13 protein-coding genes are annotated in these 16,482 nt (G+C 58.7%); 9 read left to right on the forward strand and 4 right to left on the reverse strand.

Annotation, left to right across the window (positions count from 1 at the left end; genetic code table 11):
• Positions 1 to 141: 141 nt before the first annotated feature.
• The 6 genes from JTP94_RS01775 to JTP94_RS01800 all read left to right on the forward strand — a co-directional run bounded on the left by JTP94_RS01775 (position 142) and on the right by JTP94_RS01800 (position 9,354).
• A complete protein-coding gene (locus tag JTP94_RS01775; protein WP_204848840.1) occupies positions 142 to 1,866 on the forward strand; it encodes a penicillin-binding protein 2 in 1,725 nt (574 codons plus the stop codon).
• Positions 1,867 to 1,989: 123 nt separating this feature from the next.
• Complete coding sequence (locus JTP94_RS01780) at positions 1,990 to 2,919, forward strand: hypothetical protein (protein ID WP_312038132.1); 930 nt, start codon at positions 1,990 to 1,992, stop codon at positions 2,917 to 2,919.
• 470 nt (positions 2,920 to 3,389) lie between these two features.
• Positions 3,390 to 4,874 (forward strand): lipopolysaccharide biosynthesis protein, encoded by a 1,485-nt coding sequence (locus JTP94_RS01785; protein ID WP_204848841.1) that lies wholly within the window; start codon positions 3,390 to 3,392, stop codon positions 4,872 to 4,874.
• A 58-nt stretch (positions 4,875 to 4,932) separates the two neighbouring features.
• On the forward strand, positions 4,933 to 5,943 hold the full coding sequence (locus tag JTP94_RS01790; protein WP_204848842.1) for a polysaccharide pyruvyl transferase family protein: 1,011 nt from the start codon (positions 4,933 to 4,935) through the stop codon (positions 5,941 to 5,943).
• A 639-nt stretch (positions 5,944 to 6,582) separates the two neighbouring features.
• Positions 6,583 to 6,960, forward strand: coding sequence for a hypothetical protein (locus tag JTP94_RS01795; protein ID WP_204848843.1), 378 nt, complete (start codon positions 6,583 to 6,585; stop codon positions 6,958 to 6,960).
• A gap of 288 nt (positions 6,961 to 7,248) precedes the next feature.
• Entirely contained in the window at positions 7,249 to 9,354 is a 2,106-nt protein-coding gene (locus JTP94_RS01800) for a carboxy terminal-processing peptidase (RefSeq protein WP_204848844.1), read from the forward strand.
• A gap of 165 nt (positions 9,355 to 9,519) precedes the next feature.
• On the opposite strand, the gene JTP94_RS01805 is transcribed toward JTP94_RS01800, so the two are convergent.
• Both JTP94_RS01805 and JTP94_RS01810 read right to left on the reverse strand, forming a co-directional pair.
• Positions 9,520 to 10,803 (reverse strand): cystathionine gamma-synthase family protein, encoded by a 1,284-nt coding sequence (locus JTP94_RS01805; RefSeq protein ID WP_204848845.1) that lies wholly within the window; start codon positions 10,801 to 10,803, stop codon positions 9,520 to 9,522.
• A 175-nt stretch (positions 10,804 to 10,978) separates the two neighbouring features.
• Complete coding sequence (locus JTP94_RS01810; protein ID WP_204848846.1) at positions 10,979 to 11,626, reverse strand: TetR/AcrR family transcriptional regulator; 648 nt, start codon at positions 11,624 to 11,626, stop codon at positions 10,979 to 10,981.
• A gap of 138 nt (positions 11,627 to 11,764) precedes the next feature.
• Here JTP94_RS01810 and JTP94_RS01815 point away from each other — a divergent pair, with 138 nt between their 5' ends.
• On the forward strand, positions 11,765 to 12,952 hold the full coding sequence (locus JTP94_RS01815; protein WP_204848847.1) for an HlyD family secretion protein: 1,188 nt from the start codon (positions 11,765 to 11,767) through the stop codon (positions 12,950 to 12,952).
• Positions 12,953 to 12,979: 27 nt separating this feature from the next.
• Positions 12,980 to 14,563 (forward strand): DHA2 family efflux MFS transporter permease subunit, encoded by a 1,584-nt coding sequence (locus JTP94_RS01820; RefSeq protein ID WP_204848848.1) that lies wholly within the window; start codon positions 12,980 to 12,982, stop codon positions 14,561 to 14,563.
• On the opposite strand, the gene ftsZ is transcribed toward JTP94_RS01820, so the two are convergent.
• Complete coding sequence (ftsZ, locus tag JTP94_RS01825; RefSeq protein ID WP_204848849.1) at positions 14,557 to 15,552, reverse strand: cell division protein FtsZ; 996 nt, start codon at positions 15,550 to 15,552, stop codon at positions 14,557 to 14,559. The two genes, JTP94_RS01820 and ftsZ, sit on opposite strands and share 7 nt — an antisense overlap.
• 239 nt (positions 15,553 to 15,791) lie before the next feature.
• The gene (locus tag JTP94_RS01830; protein ID WP_409456574.1) at positions 15,792 to 16,061 is read right to left on the reverse strand and encodes a hypothetical protein; all 270 of its coding nucleotides are present in this window, start codon (positions 16,059 to 16,061) and stop codon (positions 15,792 to 15,794) included.
• Between JTP94_RS01830 and JTP94_RS01835 the strand changes: the two genes are divergently transcribed.
• Positions 16,054 to 16,308, forward strand: a complete 255-nt coding sequence (locus JTP94_RS01835) for a hypothetical protein (protein WP_204848851.1) — start codon at positions 16,054 to 16,056, stop codon at positions 16,306 to 16,308. The genes JTP94_RS01830 and JTP94_RS01835 overlap by 8 nt on opposite strands.
• The last annotated feature ends 174 nt before the right edge of the window (positions 16,309 to 16,482 follow it).

Consider the following 16,482-nt stretch of genomic DNA (forward strand, 5'->3'; position numbering starts at 1 on the left):
GCCACCAAGCATGGCGGTCACGGCTTTCCAGTGGTCCAAAGCGCGGACAATCAAGATTAGATTCTTGTTAACCATCTTAACGTTATAAATTTCTGATCGAAAGGCGCATCCGCTTTTCCAGCTCTCGCGAATAAATCGGTAATGTCGATCATCCATGCTTTAAGCGCAAACAGCGGCCGCCTCGTCAGGCTCACCTTCGGCCCCGAATCGCGCGGGCGCCCTTCCGTGCAAACCAAAGGTCATGCCAAGCTTGCGAAAGCCCGCATCGTGATGCTCAGCGGCGGGCTGATCATGATCTACGTCGTGATCTTCGCCAGACTTATCAATTTCGGCATGGGGCCAAGGGACGACACGTCATCGATCCCGGCGGAACATGTGACAGCCGCACGTCCCGATATCGTCGATCGAAACGGCGAGCTGCTCGCGACTGACATCCGCACCGTGTCGATGTTTGCCGAGCCGAACCGTGTTGTCGATCCGGACGAGGCGGTGGAGAAAATAGCCGAGGTCTTTCCCGATATCGACCGCAAATCCCTCTATAAAAAGCTTGCCGACCACCGCTCGCACTTCGCTTGGCTACGGCGCCAATTGACGCCGAAGCAGCAGAGCGAAATTCTGGCACTCGGCATTCCGGCAATCGGTTTTCGACCGGAAATCAAACGTTTCTATCCAGGCGGCCGCACCGCGGCCCACATCCTCGGCTATGTCGATATCGACAATCATGGCGTGGCCGGAATGGAGAAATATCTCGACACGCAGGGCCTCTCGGATCTCGATTCCACCGGCTTGACGAGCCAAGACTCGCTGCAGCCTGTGCGACTTTCGGTGGACCTGCGCGTTCAGAACATCGTCCACGACGTGGTGTCGGATGCGATCGGCCGCTACCAGAGTCAGGCGGCCGGCGCCGTCATTCTCGACATCCACACCGGCGAAGTGCTGGCCATGGCCTCGGCCCCCGATTTCGATCCGAACGATCCGCAGGCCGACGGCGACAAGGGTTGGCTGAACCGAATGTCGAACGGCACCGACGAGATGGGCTCGGTGTTTAAGACCTTCTCGATCGCGTTGGCCCTCGACACGGGTACGGTCAAGCTAACGGACACCTTCGACGCCAGCGCTCCCCTGCATTACGGCGGCTTCACCATCCATGATGACCGCGACGTGCCACGGCGTGTTCTTTCGATCCCGGAAATCTTCCGCTATTCCTCGAACATCGGCACGGCCAAGATGATGGACAAGGTGGGCATGAGCGACCAGAAGGCCTATCTGACCCGCTTCGGACTGTTGTCAAAGATGCAGACGGAACTGCCCGAGGTGAAAGCGCCGAGTCAGCCAAGAGTTTGGAAGAAGCTCAACTCTATAACCATAGCGTTCGGTCATGGCGTCGCCACCACGCCGATGCAGACCGCCGTCGCCGGCGCAGCCCTCATTGACGGCGGCAAGCTGATCGAGCCTACCTTCCTTCCGCGCACGCAGGAAGAGGCGGAAAAGACCGAAACGATGATCGTCAAGAAGAGCACCAGCGACACCATCAGATATCTGTTCAAGCTGAACGGCGAGCAGGGCACCGGTAGGTCTGCTGACGTCCCCGGCTATCATGTCGGTGGAAAGACCGGCACCGCAAACAAGGTGATCCACGGCGTCTATTCGCATAAGCTCAGCTTCAATTCCTTCCTAGCCGCCTTTCCCATGGCAAACCCGAAATATGTGGTCCTGGCCTTCATCGACCAACCGTTGACGGGGTTACACAACCTGAACCTCGCCGCCGAAACGGCCGCGCCGATGGTTCACGACATCATCAGCCGCGCGGCGCCGATACTCGGCGTCGAGCCGGATTTCGGGACGAACGTGATTGCCTCCTATTGAGGGCGCCGTTGTTTCGACAACGATGAGATACGAGCACCGCGAGGTCGCTTTCCGGATAAATTTCCTCTGAAACCCTATCGTCGGGTCTCCAAGGCTGCGCGCGTTGCAGCGTAGAGCCGATCGGTGCGACAGGCCGCCGGCTACTACAACAGCGCCACGCGACGAAGCGAAAAGATCACAAAGCTTTTGTACTCCCGCTCCGCCGAAATACATGTCATAGTCGACGGCCAGACACAGCTGGAGCAGTATTCGATGCGACGCGAAGCAGTCTGGACGCTGGCTTTATTTATTCTCCTCATGATTAGCGCCACAGCCGGCTCGGTATTGCGCACCAGATTGCCTGCTCCGCACCGCGGCAGCGAGACAATAGACTTTCTTCGAGTTGTAACAGCTTTGCTTGTGACCTTTGCCGCGCTCGTGATGAGCTTGCTGTTGGCGTCGGAACTCAATGCATACACAGCGGCCTCCCATGATCGCAACCACTACGCCGCCGGGCTCGCGGAAATGGACCTTTGTCTGAGAAACTACGGCTCCGCATTGGACAACGAAAGACAACTTCTGCACAGCTACACAGCCGCCGTCATTGCCAGCACATGGCCCGGAGAACCAAATCCACCGGAGGTGGCCTACCCTGACATATCAAAATTGCCGTTGATCGGCGAAGCGCCGGCTCTCGGGACAATTCTGAACACCATAGGGCTCGGCATTGCCCGCCAGCAGCCCGCCGATCCGTTCCATCAGGCGCTCATGACACGTTGCCATCAGGTCTTCAACAATCTCATGACGGGGCGATGGACCGTCATAGAAGACGCGCATGGCTCGCTTTCCGCGCCGTTTCTGGGAGTCCTGATCTTCTGGCTTATGCTCGTATTTCTAAGCTTCGGTCTTCAAGCCCCCAAAAATCTGCTCGCAGGCTCGATTGTCGCTGTCGCCATCGTTTCGGTCGCGAGCGTCATGTTTGTCATCCTGGATCTTGATCTCCCCTATGGCGGTCTTTTCGGTATCTCGAGCACATCTATGCGGCATGCGCTCGCCGATATGTTGGCGCAATAACAGTCGACTAAGTGCGCCTTGGCAGCCAAGGCGCACGGCTGGCTGGCCGGTAATCCCAGGCGTCGGGAGCACCGACCGGGGGCTGTCCGCGCGGCTTCCGCAGCGCGTGCGGGGCTATCTCGACGAGCTGATTTCGTCGGCACAGACGAGGATGCCGAGACTCTGCGCCACCTCGTCGACGAATGCATGGGCGGCAATACGCTGCGGGCGCTGTCCCGCCAGGCGACATGGACAGGTGATCCGAAGATGATGCGAAGATGAATTAAAAATGATGCGAAAATGAACCGGAAATATTGACATACGGATTCTCCGAACTAGTTCCCGCTGAGACGCCGGGGTCCTCCCCCCTTTCACAGTGGCCGTGTAATTCTGCCCGCTGTTCCAGCCCTTAAGGGGATGGTACGGCAAGGAATATTTGTGCGGGTAAACGGTGTGATCGCATCACAGCGCAGTGGGAACTTTAATATCGTATGGCCAACATTACCGGACGGCTCGTCAAGGGAAGCATGTGGTTAAGCCTGTCTCGGACGATCGTGAACGGGCTTGCGACCCTCAGCACGTTCGTACTGGCACGGTATCTCGCACCCTCCGATTTCGGCGTGGTCGCTCTGGGCATGACGATACTTTTGATCGTCACGACCGTTACCGAGCTCTCGCTTTCTGAAGCGCTCATTCGTCATGCGGCGCCGGAAGAATCCCATTTCAGCGCTGCCTGGACCCTCAATGCCGCACGTGGGCTGGCGATCTGTATCCTGTTCGCGATCTTTGCCTATCCTACCGCCGTCCTGTTCGACGAGCCTAGGCTGACAGGCGTCATGCTGGCACTTGGCGTCAGCATGCTGATGGGTGGCCTCACCAATCCGCGCCGTATCATGCTCCAGCGCGATCTGATCTTCTGGCAGGAATTCGTGCTGGCCGTTTCGCAGAAGTTCGCCGGCTTCGTCGCCTCCGTAGCGATAGCAGTCATCTATCAAAGCTATTGGGCGCTGGTCGTCGGGACACTCATAAGCCAGGCAACGAATGTCATCGTCTCCTATCTCGTGCTGCCGTTCCGGCCCAGGATCACCTTTCAGCATATGCAGGAGTTCTTCTCCTTCTCCGCCTGGCTCACCGCCGGCCAGATCGTCAGTACACTCAACTGGCGCTTCGATTATTTGCTGGTCGGCAAGATGCTCGGCGGGGTCCAGCTCGGCTTTTATTCGGTGGGGAGCAACCTCGCCATGATGCCGACGCGGGAAGCGACCGCGCCCCTCACGCAAACAATATATCCGGCCTTTGCAGGCATTCACAACGATCCGGCCAGGCTCGCCGCCGCCTATCAGCGTGTGCAGGCGCTGGTCGCCGCCATTGCGCTTCCGGCCGGCATCGGCGTTGCGGTGACCGCCGAACCGCTGGTCAGGCTCGCGCTGGGCGACAGGTGGACGCCGGTCATCTTCATCATCCAGTCACTTGCCTCGGTCTTTGCGCTGCAGACGCTCGGCTCGCTGGTGCAGCCGCTCGGCATGGCGAAGGGCGAGACGCGGGTGCTCTTCGTTCGCGATACCCAGATGTTCTGCCTGCGGGTGCCGATCATGATCGCCGGTCTGATGCTTTACGGCCTTCCGGGGGTCATCCTGGGCCGCGTGTTCAGCGGCCTGTTCAGCACCGTTGTCAACATGATGCTCGTCCGGCGCTTCACCGGCATTACCGTATTGAAGCAATTGTCGGTGAACCTTCGGGCGCTCGTAAGCGTCGCGGTGATGGCCGCCGGTGTCTCGCTTGCCTCGAGCCATCTGGCGCCTACGGATGACAAGGTCGTGCTCGTGACGCACCTCGGAATACTGATCCTGCTTGGCGGCCTGCTCTATTGCGGTTCGACCTTACTGCTGTGGACGTTGATGAGACGACCGGCCGGTCCCGAAACGGAGGTTCAAACCATCCTCGGCAAAGTGCTGCCGAAACTACGCCTTGCCTGAAGAATGTGCGGCCGATGTCGGCCGGACCGCCTTGTCGTCTGAATGGGGGAATGGGGAAATGACATTGCAATCAAATCGAACCCTGATCACGAAACTGGAAAACACGATCCACGATTGCCTGAAGGACTACATCAGCGATGACGAGCCCTTGGCGATCCTCGACTTTCCGGACATCCGCAACTGCGGCGACTCTGCCATCTGGTTGGGCGAAATGGCCTATCTCCAGAACAGACACCGTAAGCGGCCGGCCTATGTGTCGCGGATCGATGACTTCTCGCCCGAGCAGCTCGAGCGCACCATGCCAACCGGCCCGATCTTCATTCATGGTGGCGGTAACTTCGGCGACATCTGGGACGCACATCAGGACTTCCGCGAACGGGTGCTGGAGCGGTTTCCCGATCGCCAGGTGATTCAGTTCCCGCAATCCATCCATTACAAGTCTCAGGCGCGTCTGGAAGAGAGCGCCCGCGTCATCGGGCGCCATAAGCACTTCGTATTGCTGGTGCGCGACGTGGAATCCCAGGAGTTTGCCCTGAAGCATTTCGATTGCGAGGTGCGCCTTTGCCCGGACATGGCCTTCAGCATCGGACCAATCCAGCCGGCGGAATCGGAATTTCCCGTGCTTGCCATGCTGAGATCCGATCTCGAGAAAGTGGGAGATGCCGACCTCTCCGCTTATCCCGATATTCCGAAAGAGGACTGGACCACCGAATCCGCCAGGCGCGTGCGCGTCTCCAAGGCCCTCGGCGCGGCGACGGCTCTGCTGGCACTTAAGCCGGCCGAATTGCGGCTGCGCAAGCTGGACGCGGCGGCGCATAACCGGCTGAGCCGCGGCATCCGACAGATCTCCCGTGGTCGCGCGATCGTCACCGACCGGCTTCATGTCCATATCTGCTCTCTGCTGCTCGGACGGCCGCACGCGGTGCTGGACAACAGCTATGGCAAGATCCGCCGATTCATGGCTGCATTTTCCGGCGGCACCGATCTATCCTACCGGGCGACATCGCTCGACGATGGGATCGCGTGGGCGCGTTTTCAGGCCGATCAGCAGCTGGCGCCGGCTGCGTAACGCGCCGGCACCAGGGCTCATTGCCTTCGCCAAGTTGGCTCATCACGGGTTCCCAGGTCATGCAACAAAGGGCGTCAAGCGCTCCTACCCATCGATCCAGGCACACCGCATTGACCTCATCGATGCCCTGAGCATCGGCCCAAGCGAAAACTCGCTACGCTTGGGCCGACACCCAGCTGTCGCTTTACGGTTGACCGTGAGAATTGCACGCCAATGATTTCAGACGTTTGATCTCGCACCTAATTTGAGAACAGTGCCGGCCGGTTACTGTTTAAACTGAGAGCCGGCTTCGGTGCGTATGACGCCCGCGGATTTCAGAATTGAAGCATATAAGCTTCATAGAATACAAAAAGTGGCGGCAACTTGGTTTGGAAGGCTCCGATGGTCCAGCCGGAGGGGTTCACTCCAGCGCCGGGTCAGTTCCTAGCCAAAATCAACAGGATCGGGGAAGCGAGCGGTCGAGACTTTTGTGGGAACAAGAACTAGACTTCCTTTCGGTGACAAGCAACAACGTGACTACGGGATTGACGGGGGAGATGGCGATTGCAATGGAGAGCGGCCCTGCAGCCCTCTCCATCGGCTTGCCCGGGCATCGGACAAGACACCGACGCGTTCTATAGCGATGAAGGAATATGAGCGATGGCCAAGCCTCCAGAGATGACGAAGTACCGCGGCTTTCCATCCGGCATGCCGGGAACGGGCATTCAATTCACCATTCGCCGCGCGAACTCCAAGGGCGTTACCCCGATCAAGACCCTACCCCGTCGCGCCCGACCAGGCTCTTCGGAACACCGCGTCGATGCAGCATTCCTGCATGCGCTCTGGCACTATTTTGGGGCCGAGCCTTTCGCGCGTGGCAATTTGGACGCTGCCCGATTGAACCTGCTCTTTGCACGTGAAGTGGTGGCGGCCGACAAGGATTTCGATCCGATCTCTTATGATGCGATGCTCGTGATCAACGAAAAGCTGGCGCGGGAAAACTTTCCGGAGGCCTTCGAAGAAGTAATGGAGATCTGACGAGGCGCTCGTCAGGTGGCGTCCCCGTCGCTCCGGCGATCGCGTTTGCGGTTTTCATTCCTCGATAATTTCGAACCAGATCGGCGCATGATCACCATCTCAAAGCCAAGGTTGAAAAGTCTTATCGATGACCTCTGCAACCAATTCGATCCTCAAATCCACGTCGCGCGCGGAGACATTCCGGAATCTTTGCAGACGGAGAGGATCAGTCTAGTTGCCAAAGAACCATAATTGTTCCACGAACATCACACATTAAAGACTCAACGTCGACAATCGGATCAAAGCTTAATGCGTATACAATATGGTTTCCTCTGCATGTTCCTGGCAATTGCCCCGTCGGCATATGCTCTTGAAACCGGTTCGCCGCCAGTTTTGGCGCCGCTAGAGCAGCAGGCGCAAGCAGCTCATTTGAGCGCGCAATTTCTCACGCGTTTCCACTATAAGCCGGTTCCGCTTGACGATGCCTTGTCGGCCAAGATCATGAACCGGTTCATCAAGTCTCTCGATCCGGACCGTGTCCTCTTCCTGCAGGCGGATATCGACAAGTTCATGGCCGACAGCGCCAAGATTGATGACGCCATCAACCAGGAAGACTTGCAGATCCCATTTTCCATTTTCAATGTATATGAGCAGCGCGTTGTCGACCGCATGAACTACGCGCGCAGCTTGCTCAAGCAGGGTTTCGATTTCAGCGTACAGGAAGACTATTCCTTGCTGCGCGACAAGGAGCCTTGGCCGCAATCTGAAGCGGAAAGCGATGAACTCTGGCGCAAGCGCGTCAAGAGCGACTGGCTGCGCTTGAAACTGGCAGGCAAAGCCGACGCGGCTATTCGCGATACGCTTGACAAACGCTACGAAAACTCCCTCGAGCGCGCCTACAAGTACAAGAGCGACGACGTGTTCCAGTCATTCATGGACGCCTATACAACGTCGGTTGACCCGCATACCGACTATTTCGGCGCAACCGCTTCGGCTGAGTTCGATATTTCCATGAAGCTGTCGCTGGTTGGTATCGGCGCGGTATTGCAGGAAAGAGACGACTACACGACGATCCGTGAGCTCGTGCCCGGCGGCCCGGCGCAATTGTCCGGCAAGCTTGCGGTCGGTGACCGCATTACCGGTGTTGGTCAAGGCGAGAACGGCGCGATAAAGGAAGTTGTGGGGACGCGCCTTGATGAAATCGTACAAATGATCCGGGGTGCAAAAGATTCTGTCGTGCGCCTCGACATTTTGCCGGCGGATGCCGGACCGGATGGCAAACATCGCCTCATCAGCCTCGTGCGCGATAAGATCAGCCTCGAAAAGCAGGCCGCCCAGAAGACCATCCTCTCGGTAAAGGATGGCGACGCCACTCGTAAAATCGGAGTGATCACTCTGCCGGCGTTTTATGAAGACTTCGAAGCACGACGAAAAGGCGACAAGGACTATAGAAGCGCAAGCCGCGATGTCGCCAAGCTTCTCGTTGAACTGAAGCAAGACAATGTCGACGGCGTTCTGGTTGACTTGCGCAACAACGGCGGCGGTTCCTTGTCCGAAGCGATTGATTTGACAGGTCTGTTTGTCGGCAAAGGCCCGGTGGTTCAGCAACGCGATGCAGGCGGTAAGGTGGACGTGGAGAGCGATGATCTTCCCGTGCCTGCCTGGACTGGTCCGCTTGGCGTTTTGATCAATCGCGGCTCGGCGTCGGCGTCCGAGATTTTTGCCGCAGCGATACAGGACTATGGTCGAGGCGTGATTGTCGGAGAACCCAGTTTTGGGAAAGGCACCGTGCAGACCGTGGTCAATCTTGACCAGGTGGCTCACAACATCAAGCCGAAATTTGGCGAGCTGAAATTGACGGTTGCCCAGTTTTTCCGTGTCAATGGCGGGACGACGCAGCTGCGCGGCGTGACGCCCGACATCAGCTTGCCGGCTCTTTCCGACCCTAAGAGTTTTGGTGAGGCGAGCTATGATAATGCTCTGCCGTGGACGCAGGTCAAGCCGGCGAACTATGCGCCTGACGGTGATATAAAGACATTGCTGCCGCAGCTGCAAAGCCGCCACGATACTCGGATAAAGAACGATCCGGATTTCCAACGCTTTGTGGAAGACATCGGCGAACTGAAGGCGCAGCGTGAGAAAAAGGTCATCTCGCTCAATGAAACCGAACGCCGCAATGAAATGACCGCTCAGGCAAAGCGTTTGAAGTCGCGCGAGCAGATAAACGATGGTGTGGACACGGGCGAAGACGATGGCCTGCAGGCAAACGAGCGCAGCCTGAGTGCTGATATTGCCATTGAAAAAGCCCGCAAGAACGCAAAGGACGTCCAGCTGAACGAGGCCGCCGCCATTCTTGCCGATGAGGCGGATCTGCAGGCAGGTGCGCAACGATCGGGAAATATTGGCGGCAAATAGTAATGTCTCGATGGACACAGCCACAGAGGTCGGATGAGCTATTCCAGCTCACAGGCCTGCCTGGCCAGAAGCACTATAGTCGCGCTTCGTGACGCCCCCTTTTTTGCTCCGGCAATACTAGAACGCGCCAAGTGGCGGAGGCGGCGCCTTAGGCCGCCCTGTTCTTCAAGCTTCGTCAAGCGCCAGCGCCAGATCGGCAATCAGGTCGTCGGGATGTTCGATGCCGATCGAAAGCCGGATCGTCGATTCAAGCACGCCGATGCGTTGGCGCACGTCCACCGGCACACCCGAATGGGTCATCGTCGCCGGGTGGGAGGCCAGGGACTCCGTTCCGCCGAGGCTGACAGCGAGCTTGAAGATCTTCAGCGCATTGAGGAACTTGAACGAGGCCGGCTGGCCGCCCTTGATGTCGAAGGAGAACGTCGAGCCGGCGCCGGTGCACTGGGTGGCGAATGTCTGGCCGAGCGCAGATTTCGGGTCGCTGTAAGACAGGTAGTGGATCCCTTCGACCTTGGGATGCTCCCGCAAGAAATTGGCCACGGCCTCTGCGTTGCTGTTTGCGCGCTCCATGCGGATCTGCAGCGTTTCCAGCGAGCGCCCGAGCATCCAACAGGAATGCGGATCGAGCTGCGTGCCGATCGCGCCTCTCAGCGCCTTCACCTGCTTCATGACCGCCTTGCGGCCGAGCGCGGCGCCGGCGATCAGGTCCGAGTGCCCACCGACATATTTCGTCAGTGAGTAGAGCGAGATGTCTGCCCCGTGTTCGATCGGCCGCTGGAAGACCGGCCCGAGAAGTGTGTTGTCGCAGGCGATGATCGGCGTATGGCCTTGCTTCTCGCCGATTGCGTCGGCAACCCTGCGGATCATCGCGACATTGACGAGGCTGTTGGTCGGATTGGCCGGCGTTTCTATCAGGATGACAGAGACACGGCCCTTGGCCATGGCTTCCTCTGCCGCAGCCTGCACCGATGCTTCGTTGACACCATCCGCGAAGCCAACGGCGGAAACGCCGAGATTGGCGAAGGTCTTGGCGAGCAAAGTTTCCGTACCGCCATAAAGTGGCTGCGAATGCAGTATCGCATCCCCCGGGTGGACGAATGCAAGAAGCGTGGTCGCGATAGCCGACATGCCCGACGAGAACAGGACGCAGCTTTCCGTGCGCTCGTAGACCGCCAGACGGTCCTCGACGATCTCGCTGTTCGGATGGTTGAAGCGCGAATAGACGAGCCCCGCCCCCCTTCCCGCCGGCGGCTCCTTGCGGCCTGAAACGTAGTCGAAGAAATCGCGGCCGTCTTCCGCGGACTTGAAGACGAAGGTCGAAGTCAGAAAGACCGGCGGCTTGACGGCACCTTCGGAGAGCTCGGGATCATAGCCGTAATTCAGCATCTGTGTTTCGGGATGCAGGGCATGATTGCCGATATGGGTTCTCGGCGGGTGCGGCGCAGTCATGAGACGTCTCCTCCATCGGTTTCACGAACCTTGCGTCGCAGATTATATCAAACGTGGCGGCGTATTGTTGCTATTTGGCACGCTCTTTTGTTGTTTGAGGCAACTTCTTACGGTGACAAGGCATCGCTTCGAACAAGCGTGAAGCGGTTTCCGGGACAAGGCGAAGTCCAATCGGTCAGACTTGGCATCCTTTCAGGAAGATGTCGGCGCAAATTCGCGCGCGCTGGGCGATCTCCTCGATACCGGGCGGCTTCTGTTGACGCAGGATGGCGGCGCGCTGCGGCTCCATGATCATCATTCCGCGCAGCATGCCCGAAGCCATGTGCGGATCCTCGAGCTTGATCAGCCCGCGCTCGGCTTGCCTTGCCAGCCATTTCTCCATGACAGCATTGGAACCGACGATAGCGGTTTCATAGAAGCTTGTGGCGATCTCGGGGAATCGGTCGGATTCCGCGATAACGAGACGCGTCATGTCGACTGTATCGTCCGACATCGTCAACATGCCGTAGGTCGTCAGCAGCCGCTCCAGCCCCTGCCGCAGATCCATCGTCGCGAGTGTCGACTGGTCGAGTGCCAGGAAAAACCGATTGATGCGATCGGAAATGATGCTGGAAAACAAATCCGCCTTGGTCGGGAACAGCCTGTAGAGCGTCTTCGTCGAGACGCCGGCCGTCTGCGCGATCGCGTTGATGCTCGCGGCCGCATAGCCATTTTCCCGGAATTGAGCGTCAGCGGCCTCGATGATCAGGCTTTTGGTGTCGTCGTCGCAGCGGATCTGGGGACGGCCTCTCGACCGCTTCTCAATTAATTGAATTTCGACCATGTTGATTTTCCAAATTCCTATTGACTTCCATTTTATAGCGCATATTTTGGAAAACATCAAGTTTCCTAAATATGCGACCGAGAATTTTCGCGGCCCATCCGCCCTCCCAAGACGATCGGCCTATCCGGAGAAACAGCAGTGGAAAACAAGGTTCATGTATTGAATGCCGGCAAGCAGGCACCCGTCGCCGAGGCTCCAACCCCGACCATGGACGCCGGCAAGCCGGATGTATCGGCCGAACTGGCGCGTATCGCCGCTGAGGAAAAGCCGCCGGCGAAGCGGGGCAAGTCGTTCCTGCTCGGAGCCACTGCGCTCGTCGTCATCGCGGCCGCCGCCTATTACGGTCATAATTACTGGACGGTCGGCCGCTTCCAGGTATCGACCGACGATGCCTATGTGCAGGCTGACAACAGCGCTATTGCGCCAAAGATTTCCGGCTACATCGCCGATGTCGTCGTCGGCGACAATCAGACGGTCAAGACAGGGCAGGTGCTTGCCCGCATTGACGACCGCGACTTCAAGACGGCGCTGGATCAGGCCAAGGCCGACGTCGCCGCCGCTCAAGCCGATGTGGAGGCCAAGCAGGCATCTCTTGAGATGCAGCAGTCGTTGATCGCCGCCGCCCAGGCAACCGTCGATGTCGACAAGGCCAACGAGACCTTTGCCGAGCAGAACGACAAGCGTTACGCGAGCCTTTCGGTCAATGGCTACGCTGCAGTGCAAACCGCACAACAGGCCGCGTCTCAGATCGCCGCCGCCCGCGCCGCGATCGATCGCGATACGGCATCGCTTGCTGCCACCACCAAGCAGGTCGATCTGTTGAAGGCGCAACTGGCGCAGGCCAAGGCAACACTCGCCCATGACCAGGCCGTCCAAAGCCAGGCTGAGCTCAATCTATCCTATACGGCGATCACCGCACCGCTCGACGGCGTCGTCGGCAACCGCACGCTTCGCGTCGGCCAGTATGTGCAGGCAGGCACACAGCTGATGTCGGTGGTGCCGACATCAGCCGCCTATATCATCGCCAATTACAAGGAGACCCAGTTGACTGACGTGCATGCCGGTCAGCCTGTTGATATCGAAGTCGATATGTTCCCCGGCCGAACCTATCACGGCCATGTCGACAGCCTGGCGCCCGCCAGCGGCCAGGAATTCGCGCTGCTGCCGCCGGATAACGCCACGGGCAATTTCACCAAGGTCGTGCAGCGTATCCCGGTCAAGATCGTCCTTGACGCCGACAGCGCCACATCAGGCGATCTGCGCCCCGGCATGTCGGTACAGCCGAGCATCGACATCAAGACGGCCGACCAGAGCCACGGCGCGTGAACGGTGAGGGATGAGGAGTATTGAACCATGTCCACCATCGCAGCCACCGCCGTCCCGCAGCCGAGTGCGAAGGCCAGCACCAGAGAATGGATCGCCGTACTCGCCGGCATGATCGGCGCCTTCATGGCTATCCTCAACATCCAGATCACCAATGCTTCGCTTCTCGATATCGAAGGCGGCATCGGCACGGGCGTCGACAACGGCGCCTGGATATCGACCTCCTATCTGATCGGCGAGATCGTCGTCATTCCGCTGACGGCCTTCTTCAGCAACGTCTTCTCGTTTCGTCGCTATATCCTCGTAAACTCGATCCTGTTTCCGCTGTTCTCGATTGCCTGTGCCTTTGCGCATGATCTCGGCACGATGATCGTGTTGCGCGGGTTGCAGGGCTTTGCCGGCGGCGTGCTTATCCCGATGGCCTTCACTATGATCCTCACCAAGCTGCCCAAGTCGCAGCAGCCGACCGGGCTTGCCCTCTTTGCCCTCTCGGTCACGGTCGCCCCAGCCATCGGCCCCACTATCGGCGGTTATCTCACCGAGAACTACGGCTGGCAGACGATCTTCTTCATCAATGCCCTGCCGAGCGCCATCATGGCGATTGCCCTTGCGTTGACGCTCGATAAAGGGCCGATGCGGCTCGGTCTTCTGAAGCAGGGCGACTGGGCTGGCATCGCGACGATGGCGATCGGACTTTCGGCGCTGCAGACCGTGCTTGAGGAAGGCAACAAGGATGATTGGTTTTCCTCGCCCTTCATCCTGAAGCTCAGCGCCATCGCCGTCGTCTCGCTCAGCGCCTTCATCTGGATCGAGCTGACCGTCCAGAACCCGCTGGTGAAGCTGCGGCTGTTGAAGCAGCGCAATTTCGGCATCGGCGTTCTCGTCAACGTCCTGGTCGGCTTCGCTCTGTTCGGCTCGGTCTATATCCTGCCGCAATATCTCGGCCAGGTGCAGCGTTACAATGCCGAGCAGATCGGCAACGTGCTTGCCTGGACCGGGCTGCCGCAGCTCATCCTCATCCCGCTGGTTCCGATGATGATGAAGCGCTTCGACGTCCGCTATATCGGCTTCCTCGGCATCGCCATCTTCGCGATAAGCTGCTTCATGAACGTGACGCTTTCGGCCGATACCGCCGGCGATCAGTTCTGGATCCCGAATATCGTGCGCGCCATCGGCCAGGCCATGGTCATCACCCCGATTACGGCGATCACGACCGCCGGTATCGCCGCGGCTGACGCCGCCGCCGCATCGGGTCTTACGAACATGCTGCGAAATCTTGGCGGCGCTGTCGGAACGGCGACGCTCGGAACCGTGCTCACCAAGCGCGAACAGTTCCACTCCAACATCATCGGCCAGTCGGTGACATTGTCACGCGACGAGGTACGGGAACGGTTGACGCAGGTGACCAATTATTTCCTGTCGCATGGCGTCTCGGATCATGCCCTTGCCGCACAGAAGGCGACCGTCGCTCTCGGCAGCATCGTTAAGCGACAGGCGCTGATCATGGGCTTCAGCGATACTTTCGCCGTGATTGGAATACTGTTGGCCACGGCGGCGGTCGCCGTCCTCTTTGCCCGCAAGCCCTCACCCGGCGGTGGAGCAGGGGCTCACTGATGCCCCCCGAACTGATTACCGGACGCCGCGAAACCATCCAGACCGGTGGCAACGACCGATACCCTGAATACGCCATCGAGGTTTCTGTCAAAGATCGCTCCAACAACAATATCGGCATCATCGAAGACCTCGTCGCGTATGCGACTGGCGGCCTCATCGACCTCGAACAGCGTCATATCAGTCCCGCCGGAAATGGAGATCAGCACGCCCCGCGCGCCCTTCATGCTCATGTCATCCAGAAGCGGGTTGGCAACGGCGGCATCTGCGGCTCTCAATGCACGGCCAGGCCCCGTCGCCTCGCCTGTTCCCATCATCGCTCGACCCATTCCACGCATCACGGATTTCACATCTGCGAAGTCGAGATTGATGAGGCCTTCCTTGATGATCAGATCCGTGATGCAGCTGACGCCGGCATATAGGACCCGGTCTGCGGTCACAAAAGCATTGGCGAAGGTGGTCGTGGCATCCGCAATGCGAAACAGGTTCTGATTGGGAATGACGATGACAGTGTCCGCACTTTCGCGCAGCCGCTCGATACCCTCGTCGGCGGTGCGCATGCGTCGGTTGCCTTCGAACGTAAAGGGCTTGGTGACGACGCCTACCGTGAGGATCCCCGCCTGCCGTGCGACCTGAGCGATGATCGGGGCAGCGCCCGTGCCGGTGCCGCCACCCATTCCGGCCGTGATGAAGCACATGTGCGTACCCTGAAGGTGATCCATGATCTCATCAATGGATTCCTCAGCGGCGGCTCGCCCGATTTCCGGCAAGGAGCCCGCGCCGAGACCTTCCGTCACCTGCGCACCCAGCTGAATGCGCCTGCTCGCCTTTGACGTCGCGAGCGCCTGTGCATCCGTATTTGCCGCAATAAATTCGACGCCCTGAAGCTCTTCCGCGATCATATTGTTGATTGCGTTGCCGCCGCCGCCGCCGACACCGACGACGGAAATCTTCGGTATCACCTCGGAAACTGGTGTGCGGATGTCGGCCATGAAGGACTCCATTGGATCAATTGCATTCTCAATCGCAATCGCCTGCCGCTTATGGGAACGAACATTGAAGCGATTCGCGAGAGCATAGAGATCCTAGTGAGGAACGTGTGCGCATTGCGGCAGGAGCCGGCCGCCCTCCACAGGATAATGACTCTGGCGCACGGCCGAACTTCCACGCCTAGTCATTTCCACCGTGCTGACGTCGCTCTTGGTCCCGAATCCGTGCTCCGATCTCTGCATCAGATGCCTGTGGATCGTACTTGTGAAGCGAGGCCACGTGCCTGCGTCATCAATTGCTGTGCCACGGTCTCGAAAGGGTCAAGGGACTTCTCGGCTCGGCTTAACACCACAGCGCCTTCGACAGAGGCGACCAGCATCACCGCAAAAGCGTGTGCCTCCTTGTCCGAAACGCCGCCCTCACGAAGAAGATCGGTCAACCGGCGAATCCAGCCCCGAAATATATGTGCCGTATGCGCCAACTGCTCTGCAGACTCTGCGGCGATGGTCACAGCCGACCTCTTGAACCAGGTGGCGACCCAGACCTATGAAAAATGGGAGGTCGGCCACGCACAGAGCATTTTCGGCAAGACCTTTGTGCCCTTTGGTCTGACTGCCGGCAAAAACTTCATGGAATACGACCTCGTGTACCTGTCGCATGACATGCTGTTTTGGGGTGCGAGGAACGTCGACGGACGTGGTTTCGACACCGAGCACAACCGACCGACCAATCTCCAGATTCCACTTGTCCGTCGATGAGGGCGGTGGTCTAACCGCTCTTCGGAGGTTGAACGAATGCATCGCGGCCATCGCAGGGTGTCTAGCTGATGTTGACGACCGATATGTTGGCGTTGCTTGCAAGAGAGCCGATCATACGCAAATCTCCGGTCTCATTCACGCTCGAATGGCCGCATGGATATCATGCAACGCAGC

Origin of the sequence: Martinezella lusitana (assembly GCF_016901135.1) — a bacterium.
Lineage (GTDB): Bacteria > Pseudomonadota > Alphaproteobacteria > Rhizobiales > Rhizobiaceae > Rhizobium > Rhizobium lusitanum_D.